Raw genomic sequence first — 20,114 nt, 5'->3', positions numbered from 1 at the left:
CAGCCATCCAGGATGAGGGCGTACGGCCGGCACCCCGAGGCACCCGTCTGACCACCGAATACGGGGCAAAGGCTGACGGCCACGGCACTAGCCGATCGCGACCCGTGCACACCTGGCGCGCACGGGTCGCGATCGATCACTGCTGTCCGGCGATCGCCTGCTGCAGCAAGGCCAGCGCCTGTTTGGCCGCGACGTTGAACAGGCCCATGGTCGTGTTCCGCTCGCTGAACACGACCAGCAGGGTGTCGGCGTCCACGGAGAACACGCCGACCTGACCGGCGTCGCCCTCGAAGAACACCACGCGCGGGTCACCGACCCTGGCCCTGGCGATGAACTGGGCCGCCAGCCCGGCCGCCGCGGCTGCCATGGCGGCGACACCTTCGTTGTCGATGTCGCGAGTCTGGGCGCACAGCACCAAACCGTCTCGCGTCGCGGCCAGTACCCCGTTGATCGCGACGGGATCGATGCGATCGCGTATCTCGTGCAGCGCCTCGGTCACCGTCTTCTTGCCGGCATCGTCCAGTGGCGGCGCAACCGGGAGTCCGGCCGACAACGCCGAACCCCGCCTGCGCAACGGAAGCACGCTCGGGGTCACCTCGTTCACACGATCAGGCCGGCTTCGATGGTCTTGAGGCTGTGCCGCGCGAGCGCGAGGTTCGACCGCTCCCTGTCCAGGACGAGGTACAGGAACAACGTGGAAGTGCCCCGGCTGTTCGCCTTCAGCAGGCGGATCAGGTGGTACTGGCGGCCCAGCGTGATCAGGATGTCCTCGATCTCGTCGTTCAGCTTGAGCGAGGAGACCACCCGTTGCTTCGCCCGCACGACCTCGGTGTTGCCGGCCGCGGCCACCTCCAGGTCCAGCCAGTCACCACCTCCGATCGAACCGAGCGACATCCCGCTCTCGAAATCGACGAGCGCGGCCCCCACCGCACCGGAAATGGCCATTGCTTCTTTCAACGCGGTGTCGATGTTCATTCGACGGTTGCTCCCTCGCATTCGCACGATTGCGCGCCAAGACAATTCATCCGGCGGTGTTACCCCGAGTTCACCCGGCCGGGTCGCATGATCAGCATCACCCTATGTCGTGCGGCGAAGTGCGTACATGCCCGTTCGGAGCAACGTGAATGCGCTGTCGAGTCCACTGTGGTCAGCGGTCGTCGAATTCAGTCGAACGCATAATCGAACGTGATCGAAAGGCTAGCGGCCGTTGAACTCCGGCTTGCGCTTCTCGGCGAACGCGCGGGGCCCTTCCTTCGCGTCCTCGCTGCCGAACACCTCCATGCCGAGCCGGGCGTCCACTTTGAACGCCTCGTTCTCGTGCATCGCCTCGGTTTCCCGCATGGTCCGCAGGATCGCCTGCACGGCCAGCGGTCCGTTCGCGGTGATCAGCTCGGCCAGCTCCATCGCCTTGGTCAACGCCTGACCGTCCGGCACGACGTGACCGATCAGGCCGATCTCCTTGGCCTCGGGGGCTTTGATGTGCCGTCCGGTCAGCAACAGGTCCGCCGCGACCGTGTACGGGATCTGGCGCGGCAGCCGCACCGCCGACCCGCCGAGCGGGAACAGGCCCCACCGCGCCTCGGAGACGCCGAACCGGGCGCTCTCGCCGGCCACCCGGATGTCGGTCGCCTGCAGGATCTCCGTGCCGCCGGCGACCGCAGGTCCCTCCACCGCGGCGATGAGCGGTTTCGTCAATCGACGACCTTTCAGCAGCGACTCGATCACCGAGAAGTCGAACTTCCCGGCCGACTCGCTGGGGTGGTTGGTCGTCATCGCCTTGAGGTCCGCGCCCGCGCAGAACGACCCGCCGGCGCCGGTGAGGATGCAGACGCGCACGTCGGGATCGTTGTCCACGCGGTCCCAGGCGTCCCGCATGATCGCCAGCATCGGACCGGACAACGCGTTGCGGACCTCTGGCCGGTTCATCGTGACGACCAGAACGTTCCCGACCAGGTCCACCAACGCGTGCGGTTCCGTCGTGGTCGTCACCTTGGTGCCTCCTGGATCGAGTTTGACCGCACGGGGGATTGTCCAGAACAGTAACACGTTCTACTTTGCCTACCATGGCCCTCAACGTCGCAGACCTCGTTGAACACGCCGCCGACACCGTGCCCGACCGGACCGCGCTCGTGTGCGGACCCAAGCGGGTCACCTACGCCGAACTTGAGGCGCGAGCCAACAAACTGGCTCACCACCTGGCAAAGAACGGCGTCACCCAGGGGTCGCACGTAGGGCTTTACGCGCGCAACTCCATCGAGCTCGTCGAGTCCCTGCTCGCGGTCTACAAGCTGCGCGCGGTGGCCATCAACGTGAACTACCGCTACACCAAGAACGAGTTGCAGTACTTGTTCGGGGAAGCGGACCTGGTCGCGCTCATCCACGAGCGGCGGTACGCGCCGTTGGTCGCGGAGGTCGGCGCTCCCGGGCCCCTCGTCGTGATCGACGACGAGTCCTCGGAATCGTTCGCCGGCATCGAGTACGAAGCGGCACTCGCGGCGGAGTCGGGCGAGCGGGACTTCGGGCCGCGCAGCCCCGACGACCTCTACATCCTGTTCACCGGCGGCACGACCGGCATGCCCAAGGGCGTGATGTGGCGGCACGAGGACGTGTGGCGCACGCTCGGCGGCGGCATCGACTTCGTGACCGGCGAACGGCTCACCGACGAGTGGCACCAGGCCAAGTCCGGCAAGGACTACGGCCTCGTCCGGCTCTGCCTCCCGCCGCTGATCCACGGCGCGGCGCAGTGGGCCGTGCTCGGCGCTCTGTTCTGCGGCAGCACGGTGGTGCTGGTGCCGAAGTTCGACCCGGCCGAGATCTGGCGGGTGATCGAGCGGGAGAAGGTCCAGGTCGCCGCGATCACGGGCGACGCGATGGGCCGGCCGTTGATCGAGGAGTTCCAGCGCGGCTCGTACGACGGCTCGTCGCTGTTCATCCTCAACAGCAGTGCCGCCCTGTTCTCCTATCCGGTCAAGAAGATGTATCAGGAGCTGCTGCCGCACACGACGCTGCTGGAGTCGATCGGGTCGAGCGAGACCGGGTCCACCGGCATCGGCGCGGTGCCCAAGGAGATCGTGCAGACCGACGGCACCAAGGTGAAGCTCAACGAGGACACCATCGTCATCGACGATGACGGCAACAAGCTCGAACCGGTGCCGGGCGTGATCGGCAAGCTGGCCCGCGGCGGACACATCCCGCTGGGCTACTACAAGGATCCCGAGAAGACCGCACGGATGTTCGTCGAGGTCGACGGCAAGCGGTTCACCGTGCCCGGTGACTACGCGCGGTTCGAGGAGGACGGCGACATCACGTTGCTCGGCCGCGGCAACACCTGCGTGAACACCGGTGGCGAGAAGGTGTTCCCGGAGGAGGTCGAGAACGTGCTGAAGTCGCATCCGGACGTGTTCGACGCTCTGGTCATCGGCATCCCGGACGAGCGGCTCGGGCAACGGGTCGGCGCGATCGTGCATCCGCGCGAGGGTGCGACGCCGACACTGTCCGAACTGGACGCACACGTGCGGGAGACGCTCGCCGGGTACAAGGTGCCGCGGTCGTTGTGGCTGGTCGACGCGATCGGCAGGACTCCCAGTGGGAAGCCGGATTATCAGTGGGCTCGGGCCCACGTGGAGGAACATGCGCACCAACCTGTGTGACCAGCTCGGCATCGAGCACCCGATCTTCGGCTTCACGCCGTCCGAGCACGTGGCGGCGGCGATCAGCCGGGCCGGCGGTCTCGGCGTCCTGGGCTGCGTGCGGTTCAACGACGCGGAAGACCTCGACCGCGCGTTGACGTGGATGGACGAGAACACCGACGGCAAGCCGTACGGTGTCGACATCGTGATGCCGGCCAAGGTGCCGACCGAGGGCACGCAACTCGACCTGAACAAGCTGATCCCGCAGGGCCACAAGGACTTCGTGCAGCAGACGTTGCTGAAGCTCGGCGTGCCGCCGCTGCCGGACGGCGAGGACAGCCAGGGCGTGCTCGGCTGGTTGCACTCGGTCGCGCGCTCGCACGTGGACGTGGCGCTGGAACATCCGATCCGGCTGATCGCCAACGCGCTGGGCTCGCCGCCCACCGACGTCATCGAACGCGTGCACGCGGCCGGCGTCCCGGTCGCTGCCCTTGCGGGCAAGGCCGAACACGCCCGCAGGCACGTCGAGAACGGCGTCGACATCGTGGTGGCCCAAGGCTATGAGGCGGGCGGGCACACCGGCGAGGTCGCCACGATGGTGCTCGTGCCGGAGATCGTCGACGCCGTGGACGTGCCCGTGCTGGCGGCAGGTGGCATCGGGTCGGGACGGCAGGCCGCGGCGGCGATGGCGCTGGGTGCCTCGGGCGTGTGGATGGGTTCGTACTGGCTCACGACGGCCGAGTACGCGCTCGGCAACTCCAGCACGCAGGAGGCGTTGCTGGCGGCCGGTTCCAGCGACACCGTCCGCACCCGCATCTACACCGGCAAACCGGCGCGGTTGCTGAAGACGCGGTGGACCGAGGCGTGGAACGACGAACAGGCCCCGGAACCGCTGCCGATGCCGTTGCAGAACCTGTTGGTCAGCGAGGCGCACCAGCGGATCGCCCGGTCCGACGACCCGTCCGTGGTGTCGATGCCGGTCGGGCAGGTCGTCGGGCGGATGAACGAGGTGCGCCCGGTCGCCGAGGTGATGGCGGGACTGCTGCGGGAGTTCGACGAGACCGTGGAACGGCTCACCAAGCTGCGCTGAGCTTCAGGAGCTGGGCGGTCGCCCCGCCCAGCTCGAACTCGGCTCGCTTGGCCGCGGTGAAGTACTTGTGCACCTCGTGGCTCATGTCGATGCCCGTGCCGCCGTGGACGTGCACGGCCGTGTGCGCCACGCGGTGCCCGGCGTCGGCGGCCCAGAACTTCGCCGTGGCCACCTCGGCGGCAGCGTCCAGCCCTTCCGAGAGCCGCCAGGCGGCCTGCCAGAGCGTCAAACGGATCGCTGCCACGTCGATGTACGCATCAGCGAGCCGTTGCGCCACGGCCTGGAAGCTGCCGATCGGCCGGTCGAACTGCACGCGGGTCCGCGCGTACTCGGCGGTCAGTTCCAGCGCGCGTTCGGTCACACCGAGTTGGAAAGCGCACAGTCCCAACGTGTAGCGGGTGCTGAGCCAGTCGGGAGTCAGGCCCTCGATCAACCGGCCACCGGTGAACTCGAACGTGCCCGCGTCGGAGCCGTCGACCAGTTCTTGCGCGGTGATCTCGAGGTCGTCGGCCTCGACGAGGAAGATCTGCTCGTCGTGGGCCACGAGGAACGCCGAAGCAGCGGTGGCGAACGGGACGGTCGTCTTCGCGCCGTGCTGGTCATCGGCCAGCGCCACCGAGAGCACGGTGCCGGGACGCGGGGTGTCGAACTGCTGCAACGCCTGCTGGGCGAGCACGGTCGGCAGGTAAGGGACGTTCGCGACGGCACGGCCGAGCTCAACCTGGACGGCACAGTGCTCCAGGACGCCGAACTCGGCGGGATCCTCCGGAACCACGCCGGACTTGACCAGGTCGGGCCACGGCGAGTCGGAGGAGTCGAGGATCTTGCGGGTCAGCGCGGCCAGCTCGCGTTGTGCCTCGGTCAGCGTGAAGTCCATGGAGTTCTCCCTTACCGAGGTACCGCAGGCAGGCCGAGGCCGACCCGCGCGATGATGTCCCGCTGGATCTCGTTGGTCCCACCGCCGAACGTCAGGATCAGCGACGAGCGGTGCATGCGCTCGACCCGGCCGTGCAGCAGCGCGCCTGGCGAACCGGTGCGCACGATTCCGTTGGCGCCCAGCACTTCCATCAGCAGCCGGTAGCCCTCGGTGGCGAACTCGGTCCCGAACACCTTGGTGGCCGAGGCTTCCGCGGGTGACGGTGCCTCGTCACCACCGCCGGCGATCTTCCAGTTGATCAGCTTCAGGAACTCGGTCTTGGCGTGCACCCGCGCGAGGTGCAGGCGCACCCACTCGTGTTTCGAGGCACCGGTTTCCTCCGCCCATTGACGAACTTCGCGCAGCGCGGTCTGCAACGGTGCGGCCGAGCACAGGGCGACGCGTTCGTGGTTGAGCTGGTTGGTGATGAGCTTCCAGCCCTTGTGCTCCTCGCCGATCAGGTTCGCCGCGGGCACGCGCACGTTGTCGTAGAAGGTGGCGCTGGTGGTGGGCCCGGACATCGTCGGCACGGGCGTCCAGGAGAAACCGGGGTCGGTGGTCGGCACGATGATGATGCTCAAACCCCGGTGCCGCTGCGACTCCTGGTCGGTGCGGCAGGCCAGCCAGACGTAGTCCGCGTACTGGATGAGGCTGGTCCACATCTTCTGGCCGTTGATGACGTAGTCGTCGCCGTCCCGGACCGCCCGCGTGCGCAGTCCCGCCAGGTCCGTGCCGGCCTCGGGCTCGGAGTAGCCGATCGCGAAGTGGATCTCGCCGGAAGCGATGCGCGGCAGGTAGAACGCCTTTTGCTCGGGCGTGCCGTAGGCCATGATCGTCGGCCCGATGGAGTTCAGCGTGAGGAACGGGACGGGCGCACCGGCGGCGGACGCCTCGTCGAGGAAGATCAGCTGCTCGATCATCGGCCGGTCGCGGCCGCCGTACTCCTCCGGCCAGCCGATGGTGAGCCAGCCGTCGAGACCCATCTGACGGACGGTGTCCTTGTACACCTCGGCGTCACCGTAGTCGCTGCTGCCGGTGAGCCCTGCCCGGCGTTCCGGCGTCATGAGCGCGGCGAAGTACGCCCGCAGCTCCTGGCGCAACTGCTCCTGTTCGGGCGTGAAACCGATGCGCATGGCCGCTACTCTAGAACAAGTTCTACTTGCTGTCAGGAGGTCGCGATGAAGGTCGACGTCGACCCTTCGCTGTGCGAGGCGCACGGCGAGTGCATGTCAATCCTGCCTGAGGTGTTTGACCTTGACGACGATGAGGTTCTGCAGATCCGGGAGGGTGAGCTGAGCAGCGCGGAGGAGCCGCTGGCCGAACGTGCGGTGCAGGCTTGCCCGATGGGGGCGCTGCGGCTCTCACGCTGATGGACCTTGTCACGAACAGGAACAGATTCTAGTGTGCGACGGGTACCTCAGCGGGTACCTCAGCCGCGGGCTCAGCGAGGAGTGATACCGGTGAAGGCTGCCGTGCTCAACCAGGTAGGCGACGACAAGCTCGAGCTCCGCGACGACGTGACGACCACCGCGCCGGGGCCGCAGGAAGTCAAAATCAAGATCAAGGCGTGCGGGGTCTGCCACAGCGACCTGTCCGCAATGGACGGAACGCTGCCGGCGCTGGCACCCGGGGTCATCGGGCACGAGGGCGCCGGTGAGGTCGTCGAGATCGGCAGCGCCGTCACGTCGCTCGCGGTGGGCGACCACGTGGCGATCACGTTCGTGCCGCCGTGCGGGAAATGCGCCCAGTGCGTGACGGGCCAGGCGCATCTGTGCCTCGTGCACACCATTTCCGCGTTCACGTCACCGAGGTTCGTCGTCGGCGGCAATCCGGCCTTCGGTTACGCCGGACTCGGTGCGTTCGCCGAAGAGATGGTCGTGCCGGCCGACGCGGCGATGAAGGTCGACGACGACGTGCCGTGGGAGATCGCGGCACTGCTGTCCTGCGGGATCCTGACCGGTGTCGGCGCGGTGCTCAACACCGCGAAGGTCGAACCGGGCTCCAGCGTCGCGGTGATCGGTTGCGGCGGCGTGGGTGTCGCGGTGATCCAGGGTGCGCGGCTGGCGGCCGCGGCACGGATCGTCGCGGTCGACCCGGTCGTCGAGAAGCACGATGTCGCGAAGAAGTTCGGCGCGACGCACGCGACGACACCCGACGGCATCGCGGATCTGAACAACCAGCTCAACTTCGGCATGGGCTTCGACTACGTGTTCGACGTGGTCGGCATTCCCGCGACGATCCGCCAGGCCTGGGACCTCACCCGCCGCGGTGGGCACACGGTCGTCGTCGGCGCCGGTCGGGCGGACGCGATGGTCTCGTTCAGCGCCCAGGAACTGTTCCTGCACGACAAGACCCTGCACGGGTCGTTCTACGGGACGGCGAACTTCCGCCGGGACGTGCCGCGCATGATCGCGCTGTGGCGGGAAGGCCGCCTCGACCTCGAAAGCATGATCAGCAAGCGGATCAGGCTGGAGGACGTCAACGAAGGCCTCCAGGCCCTGCGCGGCGGAGGTTCCTTGATCCGTCAGGTGATTCTCTTCGATTAGGAGTCTCTTGTGGACCTTGCGGGGAAGGTCGCGGTCGTCACCGGCGCAGGCGCCGGCCTCGGCCGTGCGGAGGCGGTGGAGCTGGCCAGAGCTGGTGCCTCGCTCGTCCTCAACGACCTGCCGGGCTCGGCCGACGCCACGGCGGCCGAGATCGACGAGCTGGGCGCGAAGTGCGTGGTGGTCGAGGGCGACGTGGGGGAGCGGAGCACCGCGGACGCCCTCGTCGGCGCCGCGCTCGAGCAGTTCGGCGGGTTGCACGTCGTGGTGAACAACGCCGGTGTGTTGCGCGACCGGATGTTGTTCAACATGTCCGACGACGAGTGGGACCTGGTGATCAAGGTCCACCTGCGCGGCCACTTCCTGTTGTCGCGCAACGCCGTGTCGCTGTGGAAGCAGCAGTCGAAGGCAGCGGGCGAACCGGTCTACGGGCGGATCGTCAACACTTCGTCCGAGGCGTTCCTGCTGGGCTCGGAAGGCCAGGCGAACTACGCGGCGGCCAAGGCGGGGATCGCCGCGCTGACGGTCGCGACCGCGCGCGGCACGTCCCGGTACGGCGTCCGTGCCAACGCGATCTGCCCACGTGCCCGCACGGGCATGACCGCCCACGTGTTCGGCGACGCGCCGGAAGGCGACGACTCGCTGGCGCCCGAGCACGTCGCGAAGTTCGTGGCGCACCTGGCCGGACCGTCCGGCGAGCAGATCAACGGCCAGGTCTTCGTCGTGCACGGCGGCATGGTCGCGCTGATGGCACCGCCCGCAGTGGAGCAGAAGTTCACCGCGTTCACCGATCTCGACGGTTACTTCGCTGATCGCGATCCCCAGAAGACGTTCTCCTGCACGGAAACGATGGCGCTCTAGGAGGAGTTGTGACGCTCACCGTCCAACCGCATCGCGAGACGCTGGGCCTGAAGGACGGCCGGCTCCTCATCGGCGGAGAGTTCCGCGAGACGGACGAGACCTGGACCCACCACCACCCCGCGACCGGTGAGGAGATCGGCAGCTTCGCGGTCGCCTCGGCCAAGGACGTCGACGCCGCGGTTCTGGCCGCCCGCAAGGCGTTCGACGAGGGCGCGTGGGGACGGTCGAAGGCGGGCGAGCGCATCAGGGTGCTGCGCAAGTACAGCGACCTGCTGCGCGAGCACTCGGACGAGCTGCGCGGCCTGCAGGCGCTGGACAACGGCGTGCCGCTGTCGTTCGGCCAGATCTACGCCACCTCGGTCGGCATCGCGGCGGACATCTTCGACCACCACGCGGGCTGGATCGACAAGGTCGGCGGCCAGACCCTGCCGCCGTACCAGGGCGGCGACCACCTGGCGATGACGTTCCGCGAACCGGTCGGCGTGGTCGCGGCGATCCTGCCGTGGAACGCGCCGTTCGTGCTGTTCGCGCAGAAGATCGCGCCCGCACTGGCCGCCGGGTGCACGGTCGTGGTGAAGCCCTCGGAGTACGCGTCGTTCTGCGTGATCCGCATGGTGGAGCTGCTGATCGAGGCCGGGCTGCCAGAGGGCGCGATCAACCTCGTCACCGGCCCCGGCGACCCGACCGGCGAAGCGCTGATCACGCACCCGGCGGTCGACAAGATCAGCTTCACCGGCAGCCGCGCGATCGGCCGCCGGATCGTCGAGGCCTCGGCCGGCACGATGAAGCGGGTTTCCCTGGAGCTGGGCGGGAAGTCGCCCGCACTCGTGTTCGCGGACGCGCCGAACGTCGGCCTCGCCGCGATGACCTGCATGGGCATGGTCACCATGGGCCTGTCCGGCCAGGCCTGCGTCGCGCACACGCGGGCGCTGGTCCAGCGGGACGTGCAGGACGAGTTCGTGAACATGGCGCAGATGCTCGCGAGCGCCGTGACGTTCGGCGACCCGTTCGACCCGGCCGTGCTCGCCAGCCCGTTGATCAACGCCAAGCAGCTCGACCGCGTGCTCGGCTACATCGAGCGCGGCCAGGAGGACGGCGCTCGCCTGGTGACCGGCGGCACCCGGCTGGAAGGCGACCTCGCCTCCGGGAACTTCGTCGCACCGACGATTTTCGCCGATGCCCGCAACGACATGGCGATCGCGCGGGACGAGATCTTCGGCCCGGTGCTCACCGTCGTGCCGTTCGACGACGAGGAAGAAGCGATCCGGCTCGCGAACGACACCGAGTACGGGCTGGGCGCGGGCGTCTACACGAACGACGTGCGCCGGGCGTTCCGGGTGTCGAAGAGGTTGCGGGTCGGCATGGTCGGCGTCAACGGGTTCCAGCTCGAGCCGCACGTGCCGTTCGGCGGGTACAAGCAGTCCGGGCTGGGTCGTGAGGGCGGGCAGAGCGCCTACGAGGCCTACACCGAGCTGAAGACCGTGATGATGCCGCTGACCGACGAGATGATGTAGATGCGGCTGGACGGCAAGATCGCTCTGATCACGGGTGCTGCCCGTGGTCAGGGTGCGGCGGCGGCGCGCCGGTTCGTGGCGGAGGGCGCGCGGGTGATGCTCACCGACGTCCTCGACGACCAGGGCAAGGAGCTCGCGGCCGAGCTGGGCGCGGAGTACTGCCACCTGGACGTGTCGGACGAGGACGAGTGGGCCGAGGCGATCGCGTTCACCATCAGCACGTTCGGCGACATCACGGTGCTGGTGAACAACGCCGGCATCCTGCACTTCTCGGCGTTGACGGACACCACACTCGCCGACTACCAGCGGGTGATCGGCATCAACCAGGTCGGCACGTTCCTCGGCATGCGCGCCGTCGTGGAGTCGATGACGCGGGCGGGCGGCGGTTCGATCGTGAACGTGTCGTCCGTCGAGGGGCTGGGCGGCATGCCGTACCTGACTGCTTACACGGCAAGCAAGTTCGCCATCCGCGGCATGACCAAGGTGGCCGCGATGGAGCTCGGGCAGCACGGCATCCGGGTCAACTCCGTGCATCCCGGTGCGATCAACACCCCGATGGTCGGCGAGGCGTTGGGCCGTCCGGTGGACATCTCGCCGATCGGCAAGAAGGTCGCGCTGCGCAGGGTCGGGCAACCGGACGACGTCGCGGGCGTGGTGCTTTTCCTTGCCAGCGACGACAGTGCGTACTGCACCGGCGCCGAGTTCGTCGTGGACGGAGGGGCGACGGCCACGCACGCCTTGAGCTGAACGCCGGGTATCACCGGGGCGACTTCGTAGTCTTCTGGGTAGGGAACTATCTGGGGGATTTATGGCACGGCGTGAGCGTCCATTGGTGTCCGGCGACGAGATCCTGCTGCGGTTCGCGGCGGATCTGCGCAAACTTCGGGAGAAGGCGGGAAATCCGACCTACCGGGAACTGTCCAGGCTGGCGCACTACTCGGCGGCGAGCCTGTCGCAGGCCGCGGCCGGGCAGAAGCTGCCCAGCCTGGCGGTGACGCTCGCCTACGTGCGGGTGTGCGAGGGCGACGAGGACGAGTGGTCCGCGCGCTGGCACGAGGTGTCCGCCGCGACGACGAAGCCCGCGGAGCCGGACGAAGACCCGCCGTACGTGGGCCTGTCGGCGTTCCAGCAGGAGGACGCGGACCGGTTCTTCGGTCGCGAACGCCTGGTCGACGAGCTCGTGGCGCGGGTCGCCGAGCACCGGCTGGTGACCGTGATCGGCGCGTCCGGTGCGGGCAAGTCGTCGTTGTTGCGGGCCGGGCTGATCCCGCGGTTCGCCGGTCCGGCCGTGGTGATCACCCCGGACCGGCCGGTGCCCGACGGCGAGGGCCTGGTGGTGGTCGACCAGTTCGAGGAGATCTTCACGCTGTGCCACGACGAGGCCGAGCGGGACTCCTACGTCGAGTCGCTGCGGACGACCGGCCGCCGGGTGGTGCTCGGGCTGCGGGCCGACTTCTACCAGCACTGCCTGGCTTATCCGGATCTGCTGGCGGCGCAGGTGCCCGTGGGCCCGATGACGGCGGAGGAACTGCGGCAGGCGGTCACGCGGCCGGCCACCAGCGCCGGGCTGGCCGTGGAAACCGCGTTGATGGCGCAGGTTGCCGCTGACGCCGCGGGCCAGGCGAGCGTGCTGCCGTTGGTGTCGCACGCGTTGCTGGAGACGTGGCGGCGTCGGCGCGGGAACACCCTGACGTTGCTGGGTTACGAGGCCGCCGGCGGGATCAGGGGCGCGGTGGCCAAGACCGCCGAGGACGCCTACCAGGCCTTCGACGAACGGCAGCGCCTGCTGGCCAGACAGGTGTTCCTGCGGCTGACCGCACCGGGCGACGGCACCGAGGACACCAAACGGCGGGTGCGTCGCGCCGAGCTCGACCCCGACATGGCGGACGTTCTCGACCGGCTCGCCGCCGCACGGCTCGTGACGATCGACGAGGCCGGGGTGGAGATCTCGCACGAGGCGTTGATCAGGACCTGGCCGAGGCTGCGCGAGTGGATCGCCGAGGACCGCGAGGGCCTGCGGGTGCACCGCCAGCTCACGGCGGCCGCGCAGGCGTGGGAGGCGGTGGGTGAGGACGACGGCTCGGTGTACCGGGGGACGAGGCTGGCGCTGGCCAAGGACTGGGCCGACCGCAACTTCCACGCGCTCAACGCCACCGAACGACGGTTTCTCTCTGCGAGTGTGATTGCCGCGGAACGGGAACGCACCGCCGAACGCCTGCGTGCGCGCACGTTGCGCCGGCTGGTGGCGTTGCTGTCGGTGCTGCTGCTGGCTGCGGTCGCCGCGACGCTTTACGCGGTGCGTGCGGAGAGCAACGCGACCGAGCAACGCAATGCCGCGCTGTCCCGTGACGTCGCGACCCAGGCGGCCGCGCTGCGGTCGGTGAACCCGTCGTTGGCCGCGCAGCTCAGCCTGGCCGCGTACCGGTTGAGTCCGACGACCGAGGCGCGCGGCAGCCTGCTGAGCGCGTTCGCCACGCCGTACCGCACGCCGTTGGGCGGGCACGACGGCTGGGTGCTGACAACGACGTTCAGCCCGGACGGCCAGGTGCTGGCCACCGCGGGCATGGACAGGTCGATCCGTTTGGTGGACACCAAGACGTTCGCCGAGCTCGCGGTGCTGACCGACGTGGGCGGTGTGGTGAACGCCGTCGCGTTCAGCCCGGACGGTCAGCGGATGGCCGCCGCGTTGTCGGGCAGCGAGGTTCGCCTGTGGGACCTGGCGGATCGGCGCTCACCGAGACCGCTGGCGAAGATCAACGCGCACGACGGTGACGTCTACAAGGTCGTGTTCGGCCCGGACATCCGGATCCTGGCGACGGTGGGTGCGGATGGTCTCGGCCGGTTGTGGGACCTGGCCGACCCGGCTGCACCGGCGCCGCTGGCCGAACTGCGCGGCCACACGGGCGCGGTCGGGGCGCTGGCGATCAGCACGGACGGGCGCATGATCGCCACGGGTGGGGACGACGACACCGCACGCCTGTGGGACATCACGGACTGGCGCAACCCGCGGCAGACCGGCGTGATCACCGCGCACACCGACTCGGTCGAGTCCGTGGCGTTCAGCGCGGACGGCACCAAGCTGGCGACCACCGGTTTCGACCACACCGCGCGGTTGTGGACCATCGCGCTCGAACCGCTGGCGGTGCTGGAGGGGCACGAACAACCCGTGCAGTCGCTGGCGTTCAGCCCCGACGGCCGGATGCTCGCGACCGCGGGCTGGGACCACCTCGCGGTGGTCTGGGACGTCAGCGACCCGCGCAAACCGGTCAAGGTCAACCGCGTCCGGGGACACACGAACATGATCTGGAGCGTGGCGTTCAGCCCGGACAGCCGCAGCCTGGCGACCGCGAGCGCCGACCGCACGGTGCTCGTCACCGACCTGCCGGGACCGGTGCTGGCCGGGCACACCGGGGCGGTGTGGTCGTCGCCGTTCAGCCCGGACGGCAAGACGATCGCGACCGGCAGCGAGGACTACACCGCACGCACTTGGGACGTCAGCGACCCGTTCCACCCGATCGCGCGCGACACGTTCGCCGGCCACGAGCAAGCGGTGAAGATGGTGGCGTTCAGCGGTTCCTTCCTCGCCACCGCGAGCATCGACGAGACCGTCCGGCTGTGGGGGAGCCGCCAAGCCGTGCTGCGCCACAAGGCACCGTTGCGCACGGTGTCGGTGAGCCCGGACGGCAAGACGATCGCGGGTGCGGGCACCGAACACGCCGTGCGGTTGTGGGACCTCTCGAACACCTCCACGCCGGTCGCGGTGATCGAGGACTTCACCGACTACATCCGCATGGTGCAGTTCAGTCCGGACGGGCGGCTGCTCGCCGTGGCCATGAGCGATCTCGTGCGGCTGTACGACGTCGTGGATCCGGCGCACCCGCGCAGGCTCGGCGAGGCGCGCGGTCACACCGACCGCGTCTACTCGATGTCGTTCGCCCCGGACGGCCGCACGCTCGCCACGGCCGGAATCGACCTCACCGCAAGGTTGTGGGACATCAGCGATCCCGGTTCGCCACGGCAACTGTCGACCGCTTCCGGGCACCTCGACGCGATCTGGTCCGTGACGTTCAGCCCGGATGGCCGCACGCTCGCGACGGCTAGTTTCGATCGCACGGCACGGCTTTGGGATGTGGCGAATCTTTCCGCGCCTGCGCTGTCCGCCGTGCTGACCGGGCACGAGGACCGGGTGCACTCCGTCGCGTTCAGTCCGGACGGCCGGGTGTTGAGCACTGGGGGTCAGGATCACGTGGCTCGGCTGTGGGAGGTGGATCCTTCGCGCGTGGCCGAGCGGATCTGTGCGCGAGCTCATCCGGTGATCACACCTCAGGAGTGGGAGAAGTACTTCCCCGGCCTGGACTTCCGGCCACCGTGCCGCTGAATTGGTCACCGGTTGTTGTTCACGTGCCGCAGATCGAACCGAATCAACTTCTGCTGCCTAGCGTTGCGGTTACTTCTACTGGGGAGGAAGACAGCACATGCGCAAAACAGCAGCAATCGGTGCGATCGTGGCGTTCACGGGTGTCTTGCTGGGGGTCGGCTCGGCCTCGGCGTCCGACGTGGGCGCCCAGGCGTGCGGCAGCAGTTCGCACGGGTCGGCCAAGTTGGAGCGGTTCAAGTGCGGCAACTTCATCGGCGGGGTGCGGGTGACCATGACCCGCGGGATCGGCATGACCGGGCACTGGGAGTTCCGCGACAGCTCCGGACACATCCGCAACGAGCCGTGGTCGGGCGACATCTGGCTCCTGGGCTCTCGCGACACGACCGTCGAGAAGTACGTGCCCATCGGCACGAGGTTCTGCGCGAATCTCTGGGAGTACACGGGCACCGGATACGTACTGCGCGGCGCGCCGTGCTTCGACATCCGCTGACCTGAAGTTCTCGTGCAACCCCTGGGGCAACTCTGGCGTCTCGTGATCGAGAGGTCAGACCTGGGGAGCTCATTGTGAAGTCAATACTGGTGACGGCCGCGCTGCTGATCGGGTTGGCACCGGCGGCCGTCGCTGCGGAAGAGGCGCAGACGCCCGTCCTGACGTGGCAGGACTGTCAGGACGGGTTCCAGTGCGCGACCGCCAAGGTGCCGCTCGACTACGACCAGCCGCGCGGCACGAAGATCGACCTCGCGGTCATCCGGCTGCCGGCGACCGACCCGGCCAAGCGGATCGGCTCGCTGTTCGTGAACTTCGGCGGGCCGGGCGCGTCCGGGGTCGACCGGTTGCGGGGGCGCGGCAAGTGGGAGTGGCTGTTCTCGCCGGAGCTGCGCGCGCGGTTCGACGTGGTGTCGTGGGATCCGCGCGGCATCGGCCGTTCGGCCACGGTCCGGTGCTTCGACAGCGTTGAGGAGCAGCAGTCGTTCCTCAACTCGATTCCGGTCTACCCGAACACCGCCGCGGAGGAACCGGCGTTCTACGAGGGGTACCGGGAGTTCGTCCGGCGGTGTGAGGCGAAGTCCGGCGACCTGCTGGACCACGTGTCGTCCGCCAACACAGCGCGTGACCTCGACCTGCTGCGCAAGGCGGTCGGCGACAAGAAGCTGACGTACCACGGCATTTCGTACGGCACGCACCTGGGCGCGATCTACGCGAACATGTTCCCGGACAAGGTGCGCGCTTTGGCGTTCGACGGTGCGCTCGACTTCATCGGCAACGCGACCGGACACGGCGACCAGGGCACGACCGTGCCGCTGGACACGCGCCAGGACGTGCCGCGCGGGGTCGCGGAGACGTTCGACCAGTTCTTGCAGCTGTGCGCGGCTCCGGGCGCGAAGTGCGCGTTCGCGGGTGGCGATCTCCGGCAGAAGTGGGCGGACCTCGTCGCCAAGGTGACGGCAGCTCCGGTCACCACGCCGGACGGCCGCTTCGACCGCGTCACGCTGATCAGCACCGTCTGGGATGCGTTGGCACAGCCGGAAACCTGGCAGGACACGGCTCGGGTGCTGCAGGGCGTGTGGGAGGCGCCGGCAACGTTCCGCGCGGCCGCTGCCGACTACGTCACCAACCGGTTCGAGGGTTTCAACGCGGTGCAGTGCTCGGACAGCGACTTCCCGCGCGACACCGCGACCTACACCAGGTACGGCCAGAGCGAGGACGAGCGCGTGCCGTACTGGGGCCGTCCGGTGGTCTACGACATGATGGCCTGCGCGTTCTGGCAGGGTCGGGACGACGACCGCTACACCGGTCCGTGGAACCGCTGGACGTCGGCGCCGATCCTGTTCATCAACAGCAGGTTCGACCCGTCGACGCCGCTGCACGGTGCTCGGGACGGTGCGGCCGAGATGTCGCGCACCGGGTTCCTGACGGTGGAGGGCTACGGGCACACGTCCATGTACGTGCGCAGTGCGTGCGCGGAGAAGGTGAAGCGGGAGTACCTCTTCACCGGCGTTCTGCCCACGCAGAAGACGTGCGGCGTCGACAAGTTGCCGTTCGCCTGACAGTTCTTGCAGACCCCTGGGTTCGGTGGCTACGGTAACGAAACTGAACCGGTAAGAAAACTGAACCCAGGGGAGGAACTGTGCCGGCTGCCGCGCAGACCGTGGCCGATCTCGCCCGCGAGGTCGCTCCTCGCACGGAAGCGGGGCGGGCGCTCGCTCCCGAGCTGCTGGACGCGTTGCACGAGGAGCAGATCTTCTGGCTGGGTGTTCCGCGTGCACTGGGTGGCGGCGAACGTCCGCCGGCCGAGACGCTGGCTGTCGCGGAGACCATCGCCCGAGGTGACGCGTCCGCCGGTTGGTGCGTGGCGATCGCGGCCACGAGCGGTCTGCTCGGTGCCTACCTGCTCGCTGAGGGTGCTTCGGAAGTGTTCGGAGACCCGCGCTCGGTGGCGGCCGGGGTGTGGGCGCCGAAGGGACGTGGTGTCGACGTCCCCGGTGGTGTCGAGATCTCCGGGCAGTGGTCGTTCTGCTCGGGGATTCAGCACGCTTCCTGGTTGTTCGCCGGGTTCGTCGACTCGGCCGGGGCGATGAAGGTGGCGGCGCTGCCGAAGTCGTCGCTGGAGGTGCTCGACACCTGGCACACGACGGGGTTGCGCGGGACCGGCAGTCACGACTCGGTGGCTCGGTCCGTGTTCGTTCCTCCGCACCGTGTTCTGTCCGTTATGGACGGTCCGTTGGGTGATGCGTCTGCGCTGTACCGTTTTCCGGTGTTCGGGTTCTTCGCGCTGTCCGTTGCCTCTGCGGCGCTCGGGAACGCTTTCGGTGCGCTGGACGACTTCCTCGCGTTGGCGGTTGAGCGGAGTCCGTTCGGATCGAGTCGGACGTTGGCCGAGCGCTCGGCCGTACAAGCCGCGGTTGCCGAGGCATCGGCTTCCCTGAAGGCTGCCCGCGCGTTCTTCTACTCGGCGGTGTCCGCCGCTTGGGAGGAGGCACAGGGTTCTTCGCCGGTCTCGGTGTCGGCTCGGACGGAGTTGCGCCTGGCCGCCACTTTCGCGACGCGGACGGCCCGATCGGTGGTCTCTTCGCTCTACGACCTGTCGGGTGGAGGTGCGATCTACGACGGGGCGGCGCTGCAACGGCGGTTCCGTGACGCGCACACGGCCACAGCGCACTTCCAGGTGAACCTGGTTTCGTACGAGGTGCCTGGAAAGGTGTTGCTGGGCCTGCCCGCGCGGACGGAACAGCTGTGACCTCTGTCGGCGTGGTGACGCCGTTCTGGCTGGACCGCCCACCTGCCGAAGCGCTCGACATCGCGGTCGCCGCGGACGAGGCCGGGTTCGGCGCGCTGTGGATCGGCGAGATGGCGACGTTCGACGCGTTCGCCTTGGCGGTCGCCGTTGGTATGCGCACCTCCAGCATCTCGCTCCGGGTCGGCCCGCTGGCCGTCGGTGTGCGCAGTCCGGTGGCGCTGGCGCTCGGACTGTCCACTGTGGTCGCGGTTACCGGACGGCGAGCCAGTCTGGCACTGGGTGCTTCGAGTCCGCGGATCGTGTCGGAGTGGCACGGCCGGCCGTTCGAGCCTGTTCTTCAGATGCGCTCGTGCGTGCGGGAGACGCGGGCGCTGTTGAACGGCAACCGGCTGCACGGTTTTCGCTTGCAGCAACCGGTTCCCGGCACGTCGATCTCTGTCGCGGCGTTCGGGCCGGCGATGATGCGCGTGGCTGCCGCTGAGGGCGACGAAGTGGTGCTCAACCTGGTGAGCGCGGACCACGTCGCTGAGGTGAGCCGGTCGCTCGGGTCGCTGGTGCGTGTGCCGCCGCCGATCGCGGTGTGGATCCCTGCGGCCCTCGACCCTGATGCGGCTGCGCTGCAGCAGATGCGGTCACAGCTGGCCATCTACCTCGCGCCGCCCGGCTACGGCGAGATGTTCACCGCGCTCGGCCACGGTGCACTCGTCGAGCGCGCCCGAGCCGGTGAGTCCCGTGCTTCCCTCGCTTCGGACATCCCGTTGTCGCTCCTCGAAGCCGTTGGCGCGATCGGTTCGGCTTCCGACATCTGCCGCCGCGTTTCCGCGTACTTCTCGGCTGGTGCTTCGCACGTCGGTCTGGTGCCGGTGACCGCGTCGGACCCGGCAGGACGGCAGCTGCTGACCACGCTCTCCCCGCTGCTGACGAAGGGGCTGACATGACCGACTCTCTGGACCGCCGGTTTCGTGGTGAGTCCGTCGGGCGGGCGCTCGATCTGGTGGGGGAGCGGTGGACGCTGCTGATCCTGCGCGAGGCCTTCTTCGGTGTGCGCCGGTACGGGCAGTTCGTGCGCAACCTGAACATCCCGCGGCCCACGCTGTCGGCTCGGCTCAAGTCGCTTGTGGACGCCGGGTTGTTGCAGCGAGCGCCGTACGCGGAGGATCGTGAGGAGTACCGGCTCACTGCGGCCGGGCTGGAGTTGTTCCCGGCGATCGTGATCCTGATGAAGTGGGGGGACCGGTACGTTCCCGATCCCGACGGGCCGGCGGTGGTGTTGGAGCACAGCGCGTGCGGGCAGGTGGGGGAGGCTTACCTGGCCTGCCGGTGTTGCGGTGAGGAGATCACCGCGCACAACGTGACTGCGCGGCCCGGCGGGGCAGGCTAGCGCAGGGCGGCCTCGATCGCCTCGGTGATCGTCAGGTCTTCCGGCTCGACCCTCGGACGGAACCGGCCGAGCACCTGTCCGTCGCGTGACACCAGGAACTTCTCGAAGTTCCACTGCACGTCGCCGGTGGCTCCGTCCGCGTCGGGGTGACGCACCAACTCCTGGTAGAGCGGGTGCTGGTCGGGCCCGTTGACGTCGACCTTCTCGTAGAGCGGGAATGACACCCCGTAGGTCGCGGAGCAGAACGTGGCGATCTCCTCGGAGGTGCCCGGTTCCTGACCGGCGAACTGGTTGCACGGGAAGCCGGCCACGGTGAAACCGTCCGCGCCGTACTTCTCCTGGAGCCGCTCCAGGCCCGCGTACTGCGGGGTGAGGCCGCAGCGCGACGCGACGTTGACGATGAGCGCCACCTTGCCCCGCAACGCGCTCAGGTCGCCTGGCTCGCCCGCGAGAGTGGTGACCGGGATGTCGTAGATCTCCATGGCACCAAGGTAGCCGATGGATCTCGGCTGTCAGCCGCTGACAGCGCGCTGTGCGCGACCTGCCAGCGCCTCCGCGCACAC

Annotated in this window: 19 protein-coding genes; 13 read left to right on the top strand and 6 right to left on the bottom strand. The window is 68.6% G+C overall.

Features of this window, described 5'->3' with window-relative positions:
• Positions 1 to 136 precede the first annotated feature (136 nt).
• From DI276_RS21615 to DI276_RS21605, 3 genes are all read right to left on the bottom strand, one after another.
• Positions 137 to 604 (bottom strand): roadblock/LC7 domain-containing protein, encoded by a 468-nt coding sequence (locus DI276_RS21615; protein ID WP_112266133.1) that lies wholly within the window; start codon positions 602 to 604, stop codon positions 137 to 139.
• Entirely contained in the window at positions 601 to 975 is a 375-nt protein-coding gene (locus tag DI276_RS21610; protein ID WP_112266131.1) for a hypothetical protein, read from the bottom strand. The genes DI276_RS21615 and DI276_RS21610 overlap by 4 nt, the downstream gene beginning before the upstream one ends.
• 222 nt (positions 976 to 1,197) lie before the next feature.
• Positions 1,198 to 1,989, bottom strand: a complete 792-nt coding sequence (locus DI276_RS21605; protein ID WP_198680803.1) for a crotonase/enoyl-CoA hydratase family protein — start codon at positions 1,987 to 1,989, stop codon at positions 1,198 to 1,200.
• A 74-nt stretch (positions 1,990 to 2,063) separates the two neighbouring features.
• Here DI276_RS21605 and DI276_RS21600 point away from each other — a divergent pair, with 74 nt between their 5' ends.
• On the top strand, positions 2,064 to 3,650 hold the full coding sequence (locus DI276_RS21600) for an acyl-CoA synthetase (RefSeq protein WP_112266129.1): 1,587 nt from the start codon (positions 2,064 to 2,066) through the stop codon (positions 3,648 to 3,650).
• On the top strand, positions 3,631 to 4,719 hold the full coding sequence (locus DI276_RS21595; protein ID WP_112266127.1) for an NAD(P)H-dependent flavin oxidoreductase: 1,089 nt from the start codon (positions 3,631 to 3,633) through the stop codon (positions 4,717 to 4,719). The genes DI276_RS21600 and DI276_RS21595 overlap by 20 nt, the downstream gene beginning before the upstream one ends.
• Here DI276_RS21595 and DI276_RS21590 read toward each other — a convergent pair.
• Positions 4,703 to 5,596 (bottom strand): acyl-CoA dehydrogenase family protein, encoded by an 894-nt coding sequence (locus DI276_RS21590; RefSeq protein WP_112266125.1) that lies wholly within the window; start codon positions 5,594 to 5,596, stop codon positions 4,703 to 4,705. The two genes, DI276_RS21595 and DI276_RS21590, sit on opposite strands and share 17 nt — an antisense overlap.
• Before the next feature lie 11 nt (positions 5,597 to 5,607).
• Positions 5,608 to 6,768: an acyl-CoA dehydrogenase family protein gene (locus tag DI276_RS21585; protein WP_112266123.1), complete on the bottom strand. Its 1,161-nt coding sequence runs from the start codon at positions 6,766 to 6,768 to the stop codon at positions 5,608 to 5,610.
• Positions 6,769 to 6,813: 45 nt separating this feature from the next.
• On the opposite strand from DI276_RS21585, the gene DI276_RS21580 reads away from it, so the two are divergent.
• From DI276_RS21580 to DI276_RS21530, 11 genes are all read left to right on the top strand, one after another.
• A complete protein-coding gene (locus DI276_RS21580; RefSeq protein ID WP_112266121.1) occupies positions 6,814 to 7,005 on the top strand; it encodes a ferredoxin in 192 nt (63 codons plus the stop codon).
• A gap of 90 nt (positions 7,006 to 7,095) precedes the next feature.
• Positions 7,096 to 8,181 carry a Zn-dependent alcohol dehydrogenase gene (locus DI276_RS21575; RefSeq protein WP_112266119.1) on the top strand — a complete coding sequence of 362 codons (1,086 nt, stop codon included), beginning with the start codon at positions 7,096 to 7,098 and terminating at the stop codon, positions 8,179 to 8,181.
• 9 nt (positions 8,182 to 8,190) lie between these two features.
• On the top strand, positions 8,191 to 9,039 hold the full coding sequence (locus DI276_RS21570; protein ID WP_112266117.1) for an SDR family NAD(P)-dependent oxidoreductase: 849 nt from the start codon (positions 8,191 to 8,193) through the stop codon (positions 9,037 to 9,039).
• Between the two features lie 8 nt (positions 9,040 to 9,047).
• Positions 9,048 to 10,553, top strand: coding sequence for an aldehyde dehydrogenase family protein (locus DI276_RS21565; protein WP_112266115.1), 1,506 nt, complete (start codon positions 9,048 to 9,050; stop codon positions 10,551 to 10,553).
• Complete coding sequence (locus tag DI276_RS21560) at positions 10,554 to 11,300, top strand: glucose 1-dehydrogenase (protein WP_112266113.1); 747 nt, start codon at positions 10,554 to 10,556, stop codon at positions 11,298 to 11,300. It abuts the gene before it with no gap.
• Between the two features lie 61 nt (positions 11,301 to 11,361).
• On the top strand, positions 11,362 to 14,931 hold the full coding sequence (locus DI276_RS21555; RefSeq protein WP_112266111.1) for a WD40 repeat domain-containing protein: 3,570 nt from the start codon (positions 11,362 to 11,364) through the stop codon (positions 14,929 to 14,931).
• Positions 14,932 to 15,028: 97 nt separating this feature from the next.
• On the top strand, positions 15,029 to 15,421 hold the full coding sequence (locus DI276_RS21550) for a hypothetical protein (protein WP_112266099.1): 393 nt from the start codon (positions 15,029 to 15,031) through the stop codon (positions 15,419 to 15,421).
• Between the two features lie 74 nt (positions 15,422 to 15,495).
• On the top strand, positions 15,496 to 16,980 hold the full coding sequence (locus DI276_RS21545) for an alpha/beta hydrolase (protein WP_232836808.1): 1,485 nt from the start codon (positions 15,496 to 15,498) through the stop codon (positions 16,978 to 16,980).
• An 80-nt stretch (positions 16,981 to 17,060) separates the two neighbouring features.
• Entirely contained in the window at positions 17,061 to 18,170 is a 1,110-nt protein-coding gene (locus DI276_RS21540) for an acyl-CoA dehydrogenase family protein (RefSeq protein WP_112266096.1), read from the top strand.
• Positions 18,167 to 19,108: an LLM class F420-dependent oxidoreductase gene (locus tag DI276_RS21535; protein ID WP_112266094.1), complete on the top strand. Its 942-nt coding sequence runs from the start codon at positions 18,167 to 18,169 to the stop codon at positions 19,106 to 19,108. The genes DI276_RS21540 and DI276_RS21535 overlap by 4 nt, the downstream gene beginning before the upstream one ends.
• Positions 19,105 to 19,551, top strand: coding sequence for a winged helix-turn-helix transcriptional regulator (locus tag DI276_RS21530; RefSeq protein WP_112266092.1), 447 nt, complete (start codon positions 19,105 to 19,107; stop codon positions 19,549 to 19,551). Before DI276_RS21535 ends, DI276_RS21530 begins: the two co-directional genes overlap by 4 nt.
• Here the strand turns inward: DI276_RS21530 and DI276_RS21525 are convergent.
• Positions 19,548 to 20,033, bottom strand: coding sequence for a glutathione peroxidase (locus tag DI276_RS21525; protein WP_112266090.1), 486 nt, complete (start codon positions 20,031 to 20,033; stop codon positions 19,548 to 19,550). The two genes, DI276_RS21530 and DI276_RS21525, sit on opposite strands and share 4 nt — an antisense overlap.
• Positions 20,034 to 20,114 lie beyond the last annotated feature (81 nt).

This window comes from Lentzea terrae (assembly GCF_003265345.1).
In the GTDB taxonomy this organism is placed as follows: domain Bacteria; phylum Actinomycetota; class Actinomycetes; order Mycobacteriales; family Pseudonocardiaceae; genus Lentzea; species Lentzea terrae.
The sequence above is the reverse complement of the archived record's forward strand: the minus strand, read 5'-3'. Positions and strand labels throughout refer to the sequence as shown.